This window comes from Pseudomonas sp. DW-iso3 (genome assembly GCF_058725305.1).
Window position 1 is genome coordinate 235,918 of record NZ_JBZXDZ010000005.1, and the last position, 19,471, is coordinate 255,388.

16 protein-coding genes and 1 pseudogene are annotated in these 19,471 nt (G+C 61.7%); 12 read left to right on the forward strand and 5 right to left on the reverse strand.

The features are described from left to right. Window positions 1-107: 107 nt before the first annotated feature. Window positions 108-782, reverse strand: coding sequence for a lipopolysaccharide core heptose(II)-phosphate phosphatase PmrG (gene pmrG, locus AC4PS7_RS16200; protein ID WP_010209274.1), 675 nt, complete (start codon window positions 780-782; stop codon window positions 108-110). 276 nt (window positions 783-1,058) lie between these two features. Here pmrG and AC4PS7_RS16205 point away from each other — a divergent pair, with 276 nt between their 5' ends. The 6 genes and pseudogenes from AC4PS7_RS16205 (at window position 1,059) to AC4PS7_RS16230 (ending at window position 8,223) form a co-directional block, all read left to right on the forward strand. Beyond that, window positions 1,059-1,727 (forward strand): ABC transporter ATP-binding protein, encoded by a 669-nt coding sequence (locus AC4PS7_RS16205; RefSeq protein ID WP_010209278.1) that lies wholly within the window; start codon window positions 1,059-1,061, stop codon window positions 1,725-1,727. Window position 1,728: 1 nt separating this feature from the next. Then, window positions 1,729-4,191 (forward strand): ABC transporter permease, encoded by a 2,463-nt coding sequence (locus AC4PS7_RS16210; protein ID WP_492179617.1) that lies wholly within the window; start codon window positions 1,729-1,731, stop codon window positions 4,189-4,191. Continuing rightward, window positions 4,181-5,242 (forward strand): lipocalin-like domain-containing protein, encoded by a 1,062-nt coding sequence (locus tag AC4PS7_RS16215; RefSeq protein ID WP_137205546.1) that lies wholly within the window; start codon window positions 4,181-4,183, stop codon window positions 5,240-5,242. Before AC4PS7_RS16210 ends, AC4PS7_RS16215 begins: the two co-directional genes overlap by 11 nt. Before the next feature lie 137 nt (window positions 5,243-5,379). After that, window positions 5,380-6,299, forward strand: a pseudogene (locus tag AC4PS7_RS16220) (hypothetical protein). Between the two features lie 2 nt (window positions 6,300-6,301). Further along, window positions 6,302-6,655, forward strand: coding sequence for a hypothetical protein (locus AC4PS7_RS16225; RefSeq protein ID WP_069672509.1), 354 nt, complete (start codon window positions 6,302-6,304; stop codon window positions 6,653-6,655). Between the two features lie 125 nt (window positions 6,656-6,780). Continuing rightward, window positions 6,781-8,223: a PPC domain-containing protein gene (locus AC4PS7_RS16230; RefSeq protein WP_069672510.1), complete on the forward strand. Its 1,443-nt coding sequence runs from the start codon at window positions 6,781-6,783 to the stop codon at window positions 8,221-8,223. A gap of 48 nt (window positions 8,224-8,271) precedes the next feature. Here the strand turns inward: AC4PS7_RS16230 and AC4PS7_RS16235 are convergent, their stop codons facing one another. Beyond that, window positions 8,272-9,372: an SMP-30/gluconolactonase/LRE family protein gene (locus tag AC4PS7_RS16235; protein ID WP_010209284.1), complete on the reverse strand. Its 1,101-nt coding sequence runs from the start codon at window positions 9,370-9,372 to the stop codon at window positions 8,272-8,274. Continuing rightward, window positions 9,369-10,046 carry a sterol desaturase family protein gene (locus AC4PS7_RS16240; protein WP_021492875.1) on the reverse strand — a complete coding sequence of 226 codons (678 nt, stop codon included), beginning with the start codon at window positions 10,044-10,046 and terminating at the stop codon, window positions 9,369-9,371. The genes AC4PS7_RS16235 and AC4PS7_RS16240 overlap by 4 nt, the downstream gene beginning before the upstream one ends. Window positions 10,047-10,340: 294 nt before the next feature. Between AC4PS7_RS16240 and AC4PS7_RS16245 the strand changes: the two genes are divergently transcribed. From AC4PS7_RS16245 to AC4PS7_RS16270, 6 genes are all read left to right on the forward strand, one after another. Next, entirely contained in the window at window positions 10,341-11,264 is a 924-nt protein-coding gene (locus AC4PS7_RS16245) for a substrate-binding domain-containing protein (protein ID WP_010209287.1), read from the forward strand. A 63-nt stretch (window positions 11,265-11,327) separates the two neighbouring features. Next, window positions 11,328-12,836, forward strand: a complete 1,509-nt coding sequence (locus AC4PS7_RS16250; RefSeq protein WP_010209288.1) for a sugar ABC transporter ATP-binding protein — start codon at window positions 11,328-11,330, stop codon at window positions 12,834-12,836. Then, entirely contained in the window at window positions 12,802-13,794 is a 993-nt protein-coding gene (locus AC4PS7_RS16255) for an ABC transporter permease (protein ID WP_010209289.1), read from the forward strand. The genes AC4PS7_RS16250 and AC4PS7_RS16255 overlap by 35 nt, the downstream gene beginning before the upstream one ends. 28 nt (window positions 13,795-13,822) lie before the next feature. Next, window positions 13,823-14,902, forward strand: a complete 1,080-nt coding sequence (locus AC4PS7_RS16260; RefSeq protein ID WP_010209291.1) for an erythritol/L-threitol dehydrogenase — start codon at window positions 13,823-13,825, stop codon at window positions 14,900-14,902. A gap of 3 nt (window positions 14,903-14,905) precedes the next feature. Next, window positions 14,906-16,438 (forward strand): FGGY-family carbohydrate kinase, encoded by a 1,533-nt coding sequence (locus AC4PS7_RS16265; RefSeq protein WP_042572063.1) that lies wholly within the window; start codon window positions 14,906-14,908, stop codon window positions 16,436-16,438. A gap of 140 nt (window positions 16,439-16,578) precedes the next feature. Continuing rightward, window positions 16,579-17,304, forward strand: a complete 726-nt coding sequence (locus AC4PS7_RS16270; RefSeq protein ID WP_021492873.1) for an SDR family oxidoreductase — start codon at window positions 16,579-16,581, stop codon at window positions 17,302-17,304. Here AC4PS7_RS16270 and AC4PS7_RS16275 read toward each other — a convergent pair. Together AC4PS7_RS16275 and AC4PS7_RS16280 are read right to left on the reverse strand one after the other, a co-directional pair. Further along, window positions 17,301-18,305 carry a LacI family DNA-binding transcriptional regulator gene (locus tag AC4PS7_RS16275; protein WP_010209294.1) on the reverse strand — a complete coding sequence of 335 codons (1,005 nt, stop codon included), beginning with the start codon at window positions 18,303-18,305 and terminating at the stop codon, window positions 17,301-17,303. The genes AC4PS7_RS16270 and AC4PS7_RS16275 overlap by 4 nt on opposite strands. A gap of 58 nt (window positions 18,306-18,363) precedes the next feature. Further along, entirely contained in the window at window positions 18,364-19,227 is an 864-nt protein-coding gene (locus AC4PS7_RS16280; RefSeq protein WP_010209295.1) for a LysR family transcriptional regulator, read from the reverse strand. Window positions 19,228-19,471: the final 244 nt, after the last annotated feature.

Here is a 19,471-nt window from a genome sequence, read left to right on the forward strand (position 1 = left end):
CGCTCACTGAATTACGGGAAATAGTCATGATGTCCTTAGTTAAAAGGCGCAACTAAACATGCCAGAGCAGGGCTGTCTTTTTGCTGAACAAACAGACAGGAAAGTGTCTAGAGTTGTTTTAAGGCGGCGGGCCAGTCCTGGCTGTTGACGATGCCCAGCGTGTTGAATTTTCCGTTGGGCAATACCTGCACGAACAAGGCGCTGCCGTATTTGGGGAACGCGGCACGGGGAAAACCCAGGGTGCTTTCGAAGTCGGCGATGCAACCGCTGTGGGTGACGAAGACCAGGTTGCGTCCGGGGGTTTTGTGACTGAGCAATTCTTCGCCCATGGCCGCGCCGCAGACGGCTTGCTGGCCGGAGGTCAGTTCATTTTTGCCGAACATGAAGCGTAAGGTCTGGGCGGTGCGGATGGTTGGACTGGCCAGCACGTCGCTGCCCTCCATACCCAATGTTTTAAAGGCTTTTCCCAGGGCTTCGGCGTTCTGGCTGCCGTTGATCGTCAGGCCTTCCACGGGCCCCAGGCAAGGGTTGGTCGAACGGTCGCAACGTTCTTCGTGGCGCACCAGCACGATCAGGTCGCCGTCGCGCCACAGGGGCAGCATGTGGGAGGTCAATAGGCGATTGCCGATGCCCAGGTCCTTTGGCGATGCGTTCCACAGCAGGCTGGCGGCGAACAGCAAACCCACCACGAAGAGCCCCAGCCACAGGCGTCGCAGGCGCTTGATAAAGACCCATCGCGAGCGCGGTTTGGTCAGGGTAAAGTCAACCACTTCAGTCACCATGGGCAGTGTTGGCAAAGTTGTATTAGTTAGGTGCAACGTGTTGGCGTATGCCCACAGTGAAGCCAGAGGCTGTCACACGGAGGCTGTCTTTTGGCTGAACATGCTGCGGTTAAAAAGTTGTCAGGCGGGGCAACTAACAAGTTGCCGGCGAACGACCCATGGCCGGTAATCTAAAGTGTGCAGGGTGGTTAGCCGGTGAAATCCATGTGAAAAATTTGCATGGCCGGGATCGGCAGCCGTTATTCTCGATTGCCCCCCTATCAAACGAGTGTCGTCATGCTGCAGGTGCAAGGTGTGTTCAAAAGCTATGCCACCCCCCAGGGACCTCTGGCGGTATTGGCCGGTGTGGATCTGCATTTGGCCGAGCGCAGCAGCCTGGCATTGATGGGCGAGTCGGGCAGCGGCAAGAGCACCTTGCTGCATTTGGTGGCCGGGCTGGACCGGGTGGACGGTGGCAGCATCCAGGTCGGCGAGCAGCGCCTCGATCAGCTCAGCGAAGCGCAGCTGGCCCACTGGCGGCGCACGGACATCGGGCTGGTGTTCCAGCAGTTCAACCTGATCGGCAGTCTGCGGGTGGATGACAACCTGGCGTTTCAGGCGCGATTAGCGGGGCGGTTTGACCCGCAGTGGCAGGCCCAGTTGGTGGAGCGCCTGGGCCTGGGTGATCTGCTCAAGCGCTATCCGGAACAGCTTTCCGGCGGCCAGCAGCAACGGGTCGCGGTGGGGCGGGCATTGGCGTCACGGCCGGGTCTGTTATTGGCCGACGAACCCACCGGCAACCTGGACGAAGCCACCAGCGACGAAGTGCTGCAACTGCTGCTGGACTTGCTGCGTGACAGCCCCACCAGCCTGCTGATGGTCACTCACAGCCCGCGCATCGCCGCCCGGCTGGACCAGCAGGTGGTGCTGCACCGCGGTCGTGTCGTGCCCGCGGGCGTCGCCTGACATGGCGGTCTTTCATTGGACCCTGCGCGCGTTGCTCAGCCACTGGCGGCGGCATCCTGTGCAGTTTTTCAGCGTGCTCACCGGCTTATGGCTGGCCACCGCGTTACTGGTCGGCGTGCAAGCCCTCAACAGCCAGGCGCGTGATAGCTATGCCCGCGCCAGCCAATTGATCGGCGGCGAACCCCAAGCCAGCCTCGGTACGCCGGACGACGCCAGTTTCGCCCAAGAGGTCTTTGCCCAATTGCGCCGTGCCGGATGGCCGGTGTCGCCGGTGGTACAGGGGCGGGTGCAGCTCGAGGGACAGCCAGACGTGCGCCTGCAACTGATGGGCATTGACCCGGTGTCGTTGCCCGGCAGCGGTGCGGTGGCGGGGCAGCGTTTGAGTCAGGCGCAGATGCTGGCGTTTTTCGATCCGCCGGGGCGTACCTGGATCGCACCGCAGACCTTGCAGGCCTTGGGGCTGCATGAAGGTCAACAGCCAACCACCCTGAGCGGACACACCCTGCCGCCGCTGCAAATCCAAGCGGATATGGCTCCCGGTCTATTGCTCACCGATATCGGGTTTGCCCAACCGGTGCTGGAGATGCCGGGTCGCCTATCGCGCCTGCTGGTGGACAAGGCATTCGCTGCCGGCCAGCCCACGGCGCCCGCCGGGCTGCAACTCAAGCAGGGCGAGGATAATAACCTCGCACGCCTCACCGAGAGCTTTCACCTGAACCTCGACGCACTGGGCTTTTTGTCCTTCGTAGTGGGGCTATTTATCGTGCATGCCGCCATCGGCCTGGCACTGGAGCAACGGCGCGGACTGCTGCGCACCCTGCGGGCCTGTGGCGTCAGTGTGCGGATGTTGATTGCCAGCCTCAGCGTGGAACTGGGCGCGCTCTCATTGCTGGGCGGTGTGTTAGGCGTGGCCAGCGGCTACCTGTTGGCCAGCCTGTTGTTGCCGGATGTGGCCGCCAGCCTGCGCGGGTTGTATGGCGCTGAGGTACCGGGGCAGTTGAACCTCAGCCCCTGGTGGTGGGGCGCGGGGTTGGGTTTGAGCCTGCTCGGTGCCTTGCTTGCCGGCGCCAGTAGCCTGTGGCGGGCGGCGCGTTTGCCCTTGCTGGCGCTGGCCAATGCACAGGCCTGGCATGAAGCCCATGGACGCTGGTTGCGTCGCCAAGGCTGGGTGGCCAGTGCGGCGCTGTTGATTGCGGTGCTGGCGCTGTGGTTGGGCAACAGCCTGGCTGCTGGTTTTGTGTTGATGGCGGCGTTGCTGCTCGGTGCCGCCCTGGGGTTGCCGGTGGTGCTCAATGGCCTGCTCAAGGCCGTGTTGGGGCGCAGCCGTTCGGTGCTCGGCCAATGGTTTCTGGCTGATTGCCGCCAACAATTGCCGGCATTGAGCCTGGCGTTAATGGCACTGTTGCTGGCCCTGGCTGCGAACATCGGGGCGGGTTCGATGACCTCGGGGTTTCGTTACACCTTCAACAATTGGCTGGAGCAACGCCTGACCGCCGAGCTGTACCTCAACCCACAAACCCCGGCTCAGGCACAGCAACTCAGCACCTGGCTGGCGCAGCAACCGTTGGTGCAAACCGTGCTGCCCACTTGGCAGGTCGCCGTGCAACTGCAAGGTTGGCCGGCGGACCTGTTTGGCGTGGTCGACGACCCGACCTATCGCCAGCATTGGCCCCTGCTGGAAGCGGCCAATAAACCGTGGGACCAGTTGCAGCAAGGCGACACCCTGATGCTCAGCGAGCAACTGGCGCGCCGGCTCAACGTGAGGCTGGGCGATAGCGTAAACATTGCCACGCCCCAAGGCGTGTGGGCGCCGAAGGTGGTGGGGGTCTACGCCGACTACGGCAACCCCAAGGGGCATATGTTGGTCAATTCCACGCACCTGTTGACCCACTGGCCGACGCTGTCGCCGGCGCGTTTCAACCTGCGGGTTGCGCCGGAAAATGTGGCGCCACTGGTGCGCGAGGTGCAACGCGCCTTTGCCCTGGATGACAGCCGTATCATCGATCAGCAACAACTCAAAGGCTGGTCGAGCCAGGTGTTCGAACGCACCTTCGCCGCCACTGCCGCATTGAACAGCCTGACGCTGGGCGTGGCCGGTGTGGCGCTGTTCATCAGCCTGTTGACCCAGAGCCAGAGCCGCCTCGGTCAACTCGCGCCGCTGTGGGCATTGGGTGTCACGCGACGGCAATTGATGCTGCTCAACCTTGGCCAGACCTGGCTGTTGGCTGTGCTCACGCTGATCCTGGCGTTGCCCCTGGGCCTGCTGCTGGCCTGGTGCCTGGATGCGGTAATCAATGTGCAGGCGTTTGGCTGGCGTCTGCCGTTGCAGGTGTTCCCGTGGCAATTGGCGCAATTGCTCGGGCTGGCAATGCTCGCCACGTTGCTGGCTTCGGCTTGGCCGCTGTGGCAGTTGTACCGCAGCCGTCCGGCAGACTTGTTGAGGACGTTTGCCCATGAAGATTAAGTGCCTGCTGTGGACGTTCCTGTTACTGGCCGCTTGCGACAAAGTGCCCGCGCCAGAGGAGAGCTTCGCCGGCTTGGGCAGTGATGCGGCCGACTTCGCCCAAGTGGTGCCTGGCAAGGTGTTCAGCTTCCCCGAGGATCATGGCCCCCACGCGGGGTTTCGGATCGAGTGGTGGTACGTCACCGCCAATCTCAGGGATGAACAAGGCAACGTATTCGGTGTGCAATGGACGTTGTTCCGCAATGCCCTCAAGGCCGGGCCGACACAGGCTGGCTGGCGCGATTCGACCATTTGGCTTGGCCACGCCGCCGTGACTTCCGCCACCCAACACTATGCCGCTGAGCGCTACGCGCGCGGCGGCGTGGGCCAGGCTGGAGCCCAGGCGAAGCCATTCAACGCCTGGATCGACGACTGGCATTTCGTCACCCGCCCCGGCGCCGCGAGCAGCTTGGCGGACATGCAACTCAAGGCCAGCGGTGCGCAATTCGCCTACGACCTGCACCTGACTTCCAGTCGCCCGTTGGTGTTGCAGGGCGACAATGGCTACAGCCGCAAGTCCGACCAGGGCCAGGCATCGTACTACTACAGCCAGCCGTTCTTCAGTGCCAGCGGCAGCGTCACTCTCGACGGTAAGGTGTATCAAGTCACGGGCCCGGCCTGGCTCGACCGCGAGTGGAGCAGCCAACCGCTGAGCGCCAGCCAGACCGGCTGGGATTGGTTCTCCCTGCACCTGGACCGTGGCGAACAGTTGATGCTGTTCCGAGTGCGACAAACCAACGGCACCGGGTATCTCACGGGCACCTGGATCGACGCGCAAGGCCAGACACAGACGCTGCACAACGCTGATATCCAGCTCGTACCGTTGGAAACCAGCACGATTGACGGCCGCAAGATTCCCACGCGCTGGTCGCTGAAAATTCCCGCAAAGCAGCTGGACATCACCACCCAAGCAGTCAATCCGAATGCCTGGATGAACCTGAGTATTCCGTACTGGGAGGGGCCGGTGCAGTTCGAAGGTGGGGTGGGTTACCTGGAAATGACCGGGTACTAGCGCGGTTTCCGTAGGCTCCTTTTCTTCGCTGTGTAGGCCGATTCCCAAATGTAAATCTGCCCCCCTGGACTTGTGTCCGGGGCGTAGGCGCTTGCTTATATTTCGACGCCATCTTCATCGCATCGGGAATGTGAAGCATGGAGCAGAGCTTTATCAATGACCGCGCGACGGACTATCAGAGTTTGAAAAATCGAGTGATGGGCGGCGCCCTGAGTCGACCGCGCTCCGATCATTTTGACGTGTTGAACCGGCACCTGCGGCCCGGCCTGGTGGCGCCGGGGCAACTGTGATTGTCCCCGACGGCCACAGCGTGAATTGTTCGGTCGAGGAAGCGTGGTTGATGCGTCATGCCGAAGAGGTGCGTCGCCACCTGGAGATGAGTGCAGCGGGCGGCGCAGCGGTGATCGACAACTATGACTTGCTGCAGAGTTTCATGGCGAATGGCTCGATTGGCATCGGCAGCGTGACGTCGGCGTGGGCGCGGCACCTGAATGAAGTGGCGCAAACGCTGGAGGACATCGAGCGGTTGCATCAGCGACTGCAAGGTGCGGCGCGGGTTGGTGCGGGGTTGCAGGGCAATGAGTCGTTGAAGAAAGTGCTGGGGATTTCGACCAAGAGCTATTTGCACAAGGGGGAGATCGCGGGGTATGCGAAGCGGATTCGGGAGACGGCGCAGACATCGAAGTGGTTGGGCAGAGGGACTTATGTGGGGTTGGCCTTGGACGTGGGCGTGGCGGGGTTGGAGATCAAGGAGGCGTGTGTGACGGGGCGGGAGGCACAGTGTCGAAGGGCGAAGTATGTGGAGACGGGGACGTTTATGGGGGGCGTGCTGGGGGCGGCGGGGGGAGGCGTGTTGGGTGCTGAGCTAACTCGTCGTGCATGCACCATTTTTTTAGGTGTCGCGACGAGAGGAAGCGGTGCTCTGACCTGCGCAATCGTTGGGGGCGCTGCTGGCGGGTATGCAGGAGGCAATCTAGGTGGCGACGGTGGCAAGTTCCTAGGCGGCAAGGTCATCGAGATGGAGGGTGATTTGATCTTTCAACCAGAGGGGGCTTAACAATGTCATGGTTTTTTGCCTACACCATCGTGATGGTGATTGGGACGTTTGTTGTTGTGGGACTGGTGCGTTATGCCACGCGCACAAAACTCGACGAGTTGGAAAGTTACTTCAGTGAAAACGCAGAGGTACGCAAACTTCTGCAACGCTGGGAAAACCAGCGGTTTGCTAGATTTAATCGCATGTGCCTCATGATCAGTATCCTCACAACGCCAAAACGACATGTGAAAGACAGGTTCGTGACTGAGGCAGAGTTGGCCTCCATACCCATAGCACTCAAGCGGTGGGCGGTAGGGTTGTATCGTCTTGCGATTTTTTTGGCTGCCTACTGGGGGCTCTGGTTCACTTGGCTCTAGATTGCCCTTTCGGCGACACATTTATTTGAAATAGTGCTGTACATCCATCCAGTACTGTCCTACATTCCATCCCAGGTGACCGGATGTCACCTGAGCTTCACTTTTTAACTATGGATGGATAAAAAATGAAATCGAAAAACGCCTTTATGCTGGGCGCAGCCATGGCAGCCTCCTGCTTCGTTTCGGCCTTTGCCCTGGCCGAGCAAACCCCTCAGAAACTCAGCGCCGAAGCGGTCAAGCAGGCCGTGGACAAAGCGCTCAAATCCGGTGGCAAGCTGGACGCGGCGAAGGTCCCGGCCAGCCTCAAGCAAAAACTCCAGGCGGCCAAGACCGGCCAGTCCAAGGCTGTCACTCAGTCCGTCAAATCCGCGCCTTTCAACACCGTGGTCGGCGAGTTGAAAAAGCCCGGCCAGGCCGAGCTGAAAAGCGCTGCCGTTGCGGCCTTCGTACCCCTGTTCCCGACTCTGGATATCAACACGCTGTACACCATCACCGGGGTGGCTCAAGGTGAAGAGTTCGCTTATCACTTCAATCTGCCTGAGAACGCGCGGATCCAGGTGCAACTGGTCAACCAGAGTGCGGGCAGCGACATGTCGTTGACCCTGTTTCAGGACGACGGCCAGGGCAACCTGAGCGTGGTGGGTTCCTCGGATGCGGCGGGCAATGCCGACGAGTATCTCAACGGTGTGCTGCCGGCCGGTGACTACTACTGGTACATGGTCGCCAAGGTTGCCAATAACTCGCAGTTCAGCTTTGGCGTGGCGGTGGACACCAACATCGACGCCTACGAGCCCAATGACTCGCCGCAAACCGCCTTTGTGCTGCCGGACTCGATGAACAAGGTGACCGGCAACCTCGACAACGCTAACGATGTCGATTACTTCGACTTCAAGGCGGTGCGTGGCCAAAGCGTGAGCATGTACCTGGCCGGTGACGCGAGCGGCAGTCGCAACCAATGGATCTTCGACCGTTTTGACGGCGTCAATTGGGTCACCATCCCTGCCGGTTCGACCTCCACCTACCCGAGTGTCACGCCGGGCACTACCGTGAAGGTGCGTGTGCGGGCCAACCCGGCGGCGGTACAAGACCCGACCAAGCAGTACCAGTTGAGCTTGGGCTCTACGCCGCGGCTGAACACATCGGATGTGAAGGGCGACAATATCGTGCGTGTACCCGCGTCGATTTTCTGGATGGCGACCCAGGCCGCACGTACGGTGAACTGGACCACCAACTGGTCCGACTCCACGGGCGCACCGCTGTTGGGTGTCACGCCGGTCCTGCGCATCGACAAACGCTTCGACGGTGCCGAGTTCCACTGGACCGACTTCAAGGCCACCACCAACAGTGCGGGCACATCCCAGGCGAGTGCCGGTATCGGTGAGTGCTTCGGCGATAACCGTGTGCAGTACCCGGACAGCAGCACCGGTGTCACCTACACCTGGGACACCACCTTCAACTTCGGCGGCTGGCGTATCGAGCTGGACGAGTTCCCGGGTGTGGGCGTGGGGGGCGAGAACGTGCCTTACGTGACCTTCGGGCACATCTGCACCCAGAACATCGTCCACTGATTCAACGGTGTAAGTAAGCAGGGGCAGCCTGACGAGGCTGCCCCTTTTTTATTCACCCGCCAATGCCAGGTCCAACGGCAGGCGCGCCATGCTCGTGCTCGTCAGCGAGCCCAGGTACAACCAGTTTCCGTACTCCCTCGCGGTGGTGATCGGCGAGTAGTTCCCCGCGCTGCCATCCTGCAGGTTGGCGATGACCTTGCCTTCGGTATCCAACCCCAGCACAAAGGCTTTGTGCTCGATAGGCTTGGGCACCACCATCAGCGCCCGCACCATCACTTTGCGCAGCGATGGATAGCCGGCAAATCTGTCCAGCAAGGGATTGCGTGGTGAGTACAGCGCTACCCAGAAGCGGTCCTGGCCGTTGAAGCTGAGGTTGTCCGGCAGTCCGGGCAGGTTGTCGAGAAACAGGTCATGGGTACCGGCGCGCTCGCCTTTGAGCCAGTAACGGCTGATGCGATAGGCGCCCGTTTCATTCACCAGCACAAAGTTTTCATCCGGGCCCAAGGCAACGCCGTTGGCGAATTGCAACTGGTCCAGCAGCACCTCGGTCGTGCCGTTGCTGAAGTCATAGCGCAGTAGCCGACCATCGCCGCCATGTTCGATCACCGCTTCACCGTCCTGCCCATAACCCCAGCGGCTCGACGCGTCGCTGAAGTAGGCATAACGCCCGCTCGCGTCTACGGTGACGTCATCGGTAAAGCCAAAGGGCACGCCGTTGGCGCTGGTACTCAAGGTGGTGAGCTGGCGCTTGGCATCCAGGGCGAGCAAGCCCTTGATCCCGTCGGCAACGATCAGGCGTCCATCCGGGTGCAGCGCCAGGCCCAAGGGCCGCCCACCGGTATTGACCAATACTTCCAGGCTGCGGCTGTCGGGCGAGGTGCGGATGATGCGTCCGTCATGCAAACCACTGATCAGGTAGCCCTGAGTATCCAGCAGCAAGGCCTCGGGGCCGGCGATGTCCTGGGCGCCGATTCTCTGCACGCCCTTGAGGCGCTGGTTTTCGGCGTAAGGGCCGCTTTTCATCGACGGAGCCTTGGGCGGTGTCCAATTAACCGGTTGCACCTTCGTGGGCATCAACAGCAGGAAGGCGATCACCGCCAGAAACAGTACAAACAGCAGATGACGCAGTTTTTTTGGACGGGTGCTCATGACGATTCCTGGTTGTCCGGGGTGCTCGGTTCCCAGTGCAGGGTACCGAACAGGTAATCCATCAAAGGGAGGACGATATTGAAGTTGCGCCCCTGCATCAGTTCACGACGGTGATGCAGGGCGTGCAGTTGGTGCATCTGGCGGATCCACGGCAAGCGCGCTACCGGATGCTCGGCGGGCAGGTGCTCGCAGGCGTGAAACACTTCGTAAAGTAAATACCCGAGGATCATGCACCCGGCGAACAGCCCTGCAACGTTGGGGCTCAATTGCTTGAGCAACCACCAGGCGGGCAGGGTGATTGCCAGGCTGTGCAGCACGATCAGCCAGGCCGGGAACAGGATGACTCGCCAGTCGCGGGGGCTGTCGTAGGTCATGTGGCCGGGGGTGAAGAAACTGTGATGGTCGCCGGTGTGGCGTGCGTAGAACAGGCGGGCCAAGGCGTGTTTGTGGTGGCCGAGGTGGCGGTGTACGAGGTAGATGCAGAGGTTGAAGAACACCAGGGTCGCGGGCACGGTCAGCCATTGCAATGCGGATATATGGGCAGTGGATGACCAGGCCAGGGTGATGCAGGCAACGCCGTAGCCGAACACGAAACTGGCGTGGAGCCAGGGGTTGTAGTGGGGCGCGACGTTGGCGCGGTAACGGGCGCGAAAGGTCTCGGTGGGGTGGGCCATGGCGGGCAGCTCAGCGGCTTTTTGTTGGAGAGTGAGCTTAGTTGGTACTCGAATTTGTGCGAGTTTTTGCGTGGTACACCAATCTAATGTGGGAGCGGGCTTGCTCGCGAAAACGGTGTGTCAGGCACTCCATTGGGTGACTGGCTCATCGCATTCGCGAGCAAGCCCGCTCCTACATTTCGATCGCGACCGACCAGTGGCCCCTTGCGCCTGCCGAATTTACTTGTTAGCTTTTGGCAAAATGTTAACGATAACATTTGCTCTAACAATAAAAACAAAACAGAGAACCACGCCATGAAAATGCTTCCGAAAACCCTGTGTTTATTGGCTGTAAGCATCACCCTCGGCACCGCTGCTCCTGCTTTTGCCGACGCTGCCAAGCCGATTCGTATCGGCGCGTCCTTCCAGGAAATCAACAACCCTTATTTCGTCACCATGAAAAACGCCCTTGAAGAAGCCGGGGCGACCATCGGCGCGAAACTGATCATCACCGACGCCCGCCACGACGTGTCCAAGCAAGTCAGTGACGTTGAAGACATGCTGCAAAAAGGCATCGATATCCTGCTGATCAACCCCACGGATTCGGTCGGCGTGCAATCGGCAGTCAAGTCTGCCCACGCTGCGGGTGTGGTGGTCGTCGCGGTGGACGCCCAGGCGGACGGCCCGCTGGATTCCTTCGTCGGCTCGAAGAACTTCGACGCCGGCTTCCAGGCCTGTGAATACCTGGCCAAGAACATCGGCGACAAAGGCAATATCGCGATCCTCGACGGCATCGCCGTGGTGCCCATCCTCGAGCGCGTGCGCGGCTGCAAGGAGGCCGTGGCGAAGCACCCGGACATCAAGATTGTCAGCATCCAGAACGGCAAGCAGGAGCGTGACCAGGCGCTGACCGTCACCGAGAACATGTTGCAGGCCCAGCCCACCCTCAAGGGCATTTTCAGCGTGAATGACAACGGCTCGCTCGGTGCGCTCTCGGCCATCGAAGCCAGCGGCCTGGACGTGAAACTGGTCAGCGTCGACGGTGCACCGGAAGCGATCAAGGCGATCCAGAAGCCCGGCAGCAAATTCATTGCCACCTCGGCGCAATACCCCCGCGATCAGATCCGCCTCGCCCTGGGCATTGCCCTGGCCAGGAAGTGGGGCGCGCAGGTGCCGGCCACCCTCCCGGTGGACATCACCCTGATCGACCAGGCCAAAGCCAAGGATTTCAGCTGGTAAATCACCCAGGCCCCACACAATCCGTGGGGCCCAGGTCATCCTTCTGAATACGAGGTCGGCGGTATGAGCAGTCTTCTGAAGCTGGAAAACATCTGTAAACGTTACCCGGGGGTACAGGCCCTCAAGTCCATCAACCTGCAAGTCGAGCGCGGCGAGATCCATGCCTTGCTCGGCGAAAATGGCGCGGGCAAATCGACCCTGATGAAGATCCTCGGCGGCGTCGAGCATCAAGACGAGGGCCAGATCCTGATCGATGGCCAGGCGCAGCAGTTCGCGACCTATCGCGATGCGATTGCCGCCGGTATCGGCATCGTGTTCCAGGAATTCAGCCTGATTCCCTACCTCACGGCGGTGGAAAACATCTTCCTCGGCCATGAGCTGAGCAACCGCTTCGGCCTGCTGCGCAAGCGCGAAATGGTCGAGGCCAGCGAGGCCTTGTTCAAGCGCCTGGGCGTGACCATCGACCTGCAATGTGCGGTCAAGCACCTGAGCGTGGCCGAGCAGCAGTTTGTCGAGATCGCCAAGGCCCTGGCCCTGGATGCGCGCCTGCTGGTGCTTGACGAACCCACCGCCACCCTCACGCCCAGTGAGGCGGAACTGCTGTTCGAGATCATGCGCGAGCTCAAGCGCCAGGGCGTGGCGGTGATTTTCATCTCCCATCACCTGGAGGAGATTTTCCAGGTGTGTGACCGCATCAGCGTGTTGCGCGACGGCGGCAATGTCGGCGTTACCGATGTGGCCGACAGTGATATCGATCACTTGGTCGAGATGATGGTCGGGCGTCGCCTGGCATGCAGTTTTCCGCCCAAGCCGACCCGCGAACGCGGCCCGCTGTTGCTGGAGGTCAAGGATATCCAGCTGGTGCGCAACGGGCCCCACAACCGCTTCCAACTGCACAAGGGCGAGATCCTCGGCTTTGCCGGACTGGTCGGTTCCGGTCGCACCGAACTGGCCCTGGGCATGATGGGCGCGCTGCCGTCGGTGAGCAAAGACGTGTGGCTGCGCGGCGAGAAAATCACCCTCGACGACCCGGCCCAGGCGCTGGCCCATGGCATCGGCCTGCTGCCGGAAAGCCGCAAGAGCGAAGGGCTGATCACCGACTTCAGCATTCGCGAAAACATCTCGCTGAACAACCTGCCCAAATACCAGAACGCTTCGGGCCTGATCGACAAAAACCGCGAATGCGCCAGTGTCGAGGGCCTGATGAAGCAACTGTCGATCAAGGCTCCCAGCAGCGAAAGCCGGGTGTTCAACCTCAGCGGCGGCAACCAGCAAAAGGTGGTGATCGCGCGCTGGATCAACCACCACTGCGATGTGCTGGTGTTCGACGAGCCCACCCGTGGCATCGACGTGGGGGCCAAGGCGCAGATCTACGCGCTGATGCGCAGCCTTACCGAGCAGGGCTACGCAATCATCATGATTTCCTCCGAGTTGCCGGAAATCATCGGCATGTGCGACCGGGTCGCCGTGTTCCATAAGGGCGCCATCGTCAAGCTACTCGAAGCGTCCGCCGTCAATCCTCAAGAGGTCATGCGCCATGCAACAGGGGGCTCAAGTGAATACGTCCATTAGTACCGGCGACAGCAGCCGGCTGCGCCTCAACCTGGCGCGGCTGGTGCGCTCGCCGGCCTTCTACCCGTTCGTGGGGCTGGTGGTGGTGACCTTGGTGATGATCCTTGCCAGCGACACCTTCCTCACTGCCAGCAACCTGTCGAACATTGCCCGCCAGGTGTCGATCAACGCGATCATCGCGGTGGGCATGACCTGCGTGATCCTCACCGGCGGCATCGATTTGTCGGTAGGGCCGGTGATGGCCTTGTCCGGCACCCTCACGGCCGGGTTGATGGTCGCGGGGCTGCCGCCGGGCCTGGCGATTGGCGCAGGCATGTTGATCGGCGTGGCCTTCGGCATCGGCAACGGCTTGTTCGTGGCCTACCTGCACATGCCGCCGATCATCGTCACCCTGGCGACCATGGGCATCGCCCGTGGCCTGGGCCTGATGTACACCGACGGTTATCCGATTTCCGGTTTGCCGGACTGGTTTGCGTTCTTCGGCCGCGAAAGCCTGTTCGGCATCCAGGTGCCGATCCTGATCATGCTGCTCACCTACCTGGTCGCCTATGTGCTGCTGCAACACACACGCATCGGCCGCTACATCTACGCCATCGGCGGCAATGAAGAAGCCGTGCGTTTGTCCGGCGTGCGCGCAGCGCGCTTCAAGCTGCTGGTGTATGGCATCAGCGGCCTGACGGCGGCGATTGCCGGGCTGGTACTCACCTCACGCCTGATGAGTGGCCAGCCGAATGCCGGCGTGTCGTTCGAGCTGGATGCGATTGCTGCGGTGGTGCTCGGCGGCGCCTCGATTGCCGGCGGGCGCGGCGTGATCGTCGGTACGTTGCTCGGCGCCATGCTGCTCGGCGTGTTGAACAACGGATTGAACATGCTTGGCGTTTCGCCCTACGTCCAAAGCGTCATCAAGGGCGGGATCATTTTGCTGGCGATTTTTATCAGCCGTCAGCGCCACAAATAAACTCCTAACAAGAACAGGACTCGACACCATGGACAAGCACACCGAAATGCAAGCCGTCGTCTGCCACGGCCCCAAAGACTATCGCCTGGAACGCATCGGCAAACCCCAGGCACGCGCCAATGAACTGGTGATCCGCATCGCCGCCTGCGGCATATGCGCCAGTGACTGCAAGTGCCACTCGGGCGCAGCGATGTTCTGGGGCGGCGACAACCCGTGGGTCAAGGCGCCGGTGGTGCCGGGCCACGAGTTTTTCGGCTATGTGGTGGAAGCGGGCGAGGGCGCCGAAGAGCACTTCGAAGTCGCGGTGGGCGACAAGGTGATCGCCGAACAGATCGTGCCGTGCGGTAAGTGCCGTTTCTGCAAGTCGGGCAAGTATTGGATGTGCGAAGTGCACAACATCTTCGGCTTCCAGCGTGAAGTGGCCGAAGGCGGCATGGCCCAGTACATGCGGATTCCCAAGACCGCCATCGTGCATAAAATCCCCGAGTCGGTGTCGCTGGAAGACTCGGCGCTGGTGGAACCGATGGCCTGTTCCATCCATACCGTCAACCGCGGCGATATCCAGCTCGATGACGTGGTGGTGATCGCCGGTGCCGGCACCCTTGGCCTGTGCATGGTCCAGGTCGCTGCGTTGAAGACGCCGAAGAAACTGGTGGTGATCGACATGGTCGACGAGCGCCTGGAACTGGCGAAGAAGTTCGGCGCCGATGTGGTGATCAACCCGTCGCGGGACAACGCCCGCGAGATCATCAATGGCCTGACCGACAACTATGGCTGCGACGTGTACATCGAAACCACCGGCGTTCCGGCCGGCGTGACCCAGGGGCTGGACCTGATCCGCAAGCTCGGGCGTTTTGTCGAGTTCAGCGTGTTTGGTGCCGAGACCAGCGTCGACTGGTCGATCATTGGCGATCGCAAGGAGTTGGACGTACGCGGCGCCCACCTCGGGCCGTATTGCTACCCGATCGCCATCGACCTGTTCGAGCGCGGCCTGGTCACGTCCAAGGGCATCGTTACCCATGACTTCCCGCTGGACGACTGGGCCGAAGCCTTCGAGCTGGCGAACTCGACCAAGTCGATCAAGGTGCTGTTGAAGCCGGTGGTCTGAAAAATGAACTACGTGATGGGTGTCGATATAGGAACCCAGAGCACCAAGGCGCTGCTGGTGGATGGTCAAGGTACGATCATCGCCCAGCACAGCCAGGGGTATCGTGTGGATACCCCGAAAGTGCGCTGGGCCGAGCAATGGCCTCAGGTCTGGCTGGATGCGGTCGAGGCCTGTGTGGCGCAGTGCATGGCCAAGGCCGGCGTGGCGGCGGAACAGGTCAAGGCATTGTGCATCAGCAGCCTGTACGGCGGCTCGGGGATTGCGGTGGATGCGCAGATCACGCCGCTGCACCCGTGCCTGATCTGGATGGATCGCCGCGCCGGCGAGCAGGTAGCCTGGGTACGCGAGCAGGTTGACCTGGACCGGCTGTTCGCGATCACCGGCAATTCGGTGGACAGCTACTATGGCTTCACCAAGATGCTCTGGCTCAAGCAGCACCAGCCTGAGGTGTGGGCGAACACCCGCTACCTGTTGCCGCCCAACAGCTATATCAATTGGTGCCTCACCGGGGAGTTGGCGGTGGACCATAGCAGCGCCGGCAATATCGGCGGTGTCTACGACGTGAAGGCGCGTGACTGGTCGGGGGAGATGCTGGATGCGCTGGGCATTCCCCAGACAATGATGCCGCAGCGGCTAGTGTATTCAGGGGAGGTGGTGGGTGGCCTGCTCGACACCTGGGCAACACGCCTGGGCCTGCAAGCTGGCACGCCGTTGCTTGCCGGTGGCGTCGATGCTGCCATGGCCACGCTGGCCGCAGGGGTCACCCAGCCGGGCAACCACGTGGCAATGATCGGCACCAGCATGTGCTGGGGTTACCTGAACCAACAGGTGGACGCCCATCACGGCTTGGTCAGCATGCCCCACGTCTACAACGGCCACCGCGACCTGTACATCTTCGGCGGTGCGATCACGGCCGGTGCCTCGGTCAGCTGGTTTCGCGAGCAGTTCTGCCAGGCCGAAGAGCAACAAGCCAAGGTTACCGGCCAGGACAGCCTGGTGCTGCTGGAGCAGCGTGCGATGAACCTCCCGGCGGGCAGCGAAGGCCTGTTGTTCCTGCCGTACCTGATGGGTGAACGCAGTCCGGTTTGGGATGACCGTGCCAGTGGCAGTTTTGTCGGCTTGAACCTTTACCACAGCCGCATTCACCTGTATCGCGCGGTGCTGGAGGGCGTGAGTTTTGCCTTGCGGCACAACATCGAAGCGGGCACCCGTGGCGCGCATTCCCTGGACCCGCGCTTGATTGTGGTGGGTGGGGCAAGCCATTCGGATTTGTGGATGCAGATCATCGCGGATATTACGCAGTACCCGGTGTACACCATCGTTCAGGAGGTGGAGGCGGCGTTGGGTGCGGCGTTGTTGGCGGCGCATTCGGTGGGGTTGGTGAGTGATGGGGAGATGGACAAAGGGTGGGTGCAATTGGCGCTGCGGGCGGAGCCCAAGGTTGAAAACGTCGGGGTTTATGACCGGGCGTTTGCCGAGTACTTGAAGCTGTATCCCGCGCTGAAACCGATCATGCATAACCTGCAAACCAACTGATTCAACACAGTCCAAAAATGTAGGAGCGGGCTTGCTCGCGAATGCGGTGTGTCAGTCAACAGATTCATTGGCGGATCCACCGCATTCGCGAGCAAGCCCGCTCCCACAGGGGATCTTCATTGCTTTTGAGATGTGTATTCATGAACGCAGCCTTCGACTTCACCCACCACCGTATCCTCGTCACCGGCGCCAGCAGCGGCATCGGTCGCGAAATCGCCCAACAGCTCATCGCCAGCGGCGCTGAAGTCTTCGCCCTTGGCCGCGACGCGCAAGCTCTGGCCCAACTCGGTTGCCACACCCTCTGCCTGGACATCGCCGACAGCGCCGCCCTCGACAAAGCCCTGCACGACCTGCCGCCGCTGCATGGCCTGGTCAACTGCGCCGGCATTTCGCGCCTGGAGCCCGCCGCCGCCATCAGCGCCGAAGCCTTCGACCAAGTGATGCAGGTTAATGCCCGTGCCGCCGCGCAAGTCGCCAGCCGCGTGGCGGCCAAGATGATAGAAGCGCAGATCGCCGGTAGCATCGTCAACGTTTCCAGCCAGGCCTCGCTGGTGGCCCTGGACGATCACCTTGGCTATTGCGCGTCCAAGGCCGCGCTGGATGCGATCACCCGTGTGCAATGCGCCGAGTGGGGTCGCTTTGGCATACGCGTCAACAGTGTCAACCCCACGGTGACGCTCACGCCGATGGCAGCCATGGCCTGGTCCGAGCCGGCCAAGCGCGACCCGGCGCTGGCGGCCATTCCATTGGGGCGCTTTGCGCAAACCGTGGAAGTGGCCTTGCCGGTGCTGTTCCTGCTGAGTCGCGCCGCCAGCATGATCAGTGGCGTCAGCTTGCCCATCGACGGCGGTTACACCAGTCGCTAGCCGTTTTCCAACTGGCCGGCGATTACCACCTTGTCCCGTGGCTTGAACGGGTCTTCCAGGCGGTCGAGCAGCAGCCGCACCGCGCTGCTGCCGGCCAGGGACGCATCGTGGGCCACGCAGGCGATGGGCACGCCAAAGATATCGGCGAAGGGCAGGCGGTCGATGCCGCAGATGGTCAGGCTGTCGTGGGCGATGTTGTGCATGCGCAGTGCGCGTAGGGCGCCGAGGGTGATCAACTGGTTGAAGCCCATGATCGCGTCTGGCGCCGAGTGTTCGGCCAGGTAGTCGAGGGTGTGCAGGTAGGAGGGCATCAGCGTGTAGTCGCCGGCCTGCACCGCGACCTCTACCTGCGGGTGTTCGGCCAGCACTTCGCGCAGGCCCTTGAGGCGCTCGACGGTGATACGTGAGTGCTCGGGGCCGGTCAGCACCAGCAGGCGCTTGAGATTTGGTGTCTGGCGCAGCAGGTAATGCGCGGCCTGGATGCCGCTGTGGTAGTTGTCGAGCACCACGCGGCTGAACGGGCTGTCATGGATCGTGCGATCGAGCAGCACCACCGGGGTCTTGCCGTTGGCCAGGCGTTCAAGGTAGTCGGGCTGATAGCTCGGCTCATCCGAGACCGGCGACAGGATGATCCCCGCCACACGGTAGCCCAGCAGGGTATCCACGGCCTTGCTTTCCAGTTCTTCCAGCTCATCGGTGTCCACCAGCATGATGGTGTAGCCGTGCTGTTTGGCCTCGCGGGAAATCGCCTTGATCATTTCGCTGTAGAACGGGTTGTCCACCGATGCGGTGATCACGCCGATGATCAGGCTCTCACTGCGCTTGAGCCCGCGTGCGAAGGCGTTGGGCACGTAGTCCATCTCCCGTGCCACTTCAAGGATGCGCGCCAGGGTGGCCGGCTTGACCAAGTCGGGTTTGCTCAACGCCCGGGACACCGTGATGGTGGTCATGCCGACGCGTTTGGCGATATCGCTGATGGTGACGGACTTTTTCTTGTTCATCGGTAAGGCTGCAAAAGGAAACACTCGCAGGCTAGCATGCGCGCAGGGGGAGGGTGATTCAAATCAATGGGTCCCAGCGCTGCGACCAGTCACTTTCAGCCTTGACCACTTCGCGCAGCAACCCCAGTGCCTGTTGCAACACCGCCGAATCCCGCGCCCGTGAATACACCAGGTAAGTGGGGAAGCTGAACTCCGGCGCCTTGGGCACGCGCTGCATCACGCCATTGTCCAGGTAGCTCTGCACCACGCGGGTACGGAAGTAGCCGGCGCCACCGTTTTCCAGGATGTACTGCAACGCCAGCGGGCCGAGGTTGAAACTCAGCGCGGCGCGGGCCTTGTCGGGCAGGGCGGCATCGTGCTGTTGGCGAAAGCCGGGGCCCCAATCGATATACACGTAGGGGGCCGGATTGCTCACCAATTGCACCAGGATCAGTTTTTCTTCCAGCACTTGCTCCACCTGCAACCCCGGCCAGTACTGCGGCTGGAACACCAGCGCGGCGTCGAGCACGCCCAGTTCCAGCTGGCGCAACAGGTACTCGCCTTCGCGTACTTCGGTGCGCAGCGCATGGCCGGGGAGATGCTGACGCAGGGCCTGGGCCCAGCCGAGCATCAATGGGTTGCACAGGCTGACCTCGCCGCCGATATGCAGCACGTTGCGGTAGCCATCGGGCAGCGGCAGGTCGCGTTTTGCCGCTTCCCAGGTTTGCAGCAATTGGTTGGCGTATACCACGAAGGCCTCGCCGTCGGCGGTCAGCCTGGCGCCGGCGCGGTTGCGCACGAACAGTGTGCTGCCTAGCTGGCTTTCGAGGCTTTTGACTCGCGCGGTGATGGCGGTCTGGGTGACGTGCAGTTTCTCGGCGGCTGCGGCCAGGCTGCCGCAGCGGGTGATTTCGAGGAAGGTGCGTGCCAGTTCGATGTCCATGAAGCCCCCCGGGGTTGAATGGAGGGCATTGTAGTGGATGGCGGCCTGACAGCCGACGACAATCTCACTGTGGCCCCACGATCCAAATGTGGGAGCGGGCTTGCTCGCGAAGGCGGCCCGACAGCCGACGACAATCTCACTGTGGCCCCGCGATCCAAATGTGGCAGCTGGCTTGCCTGCGAAGGCGGCCTGACAGCCGACGACAATCTCCCTGTAGCCCCGCGATCTAAATGTGGGAGCTGGC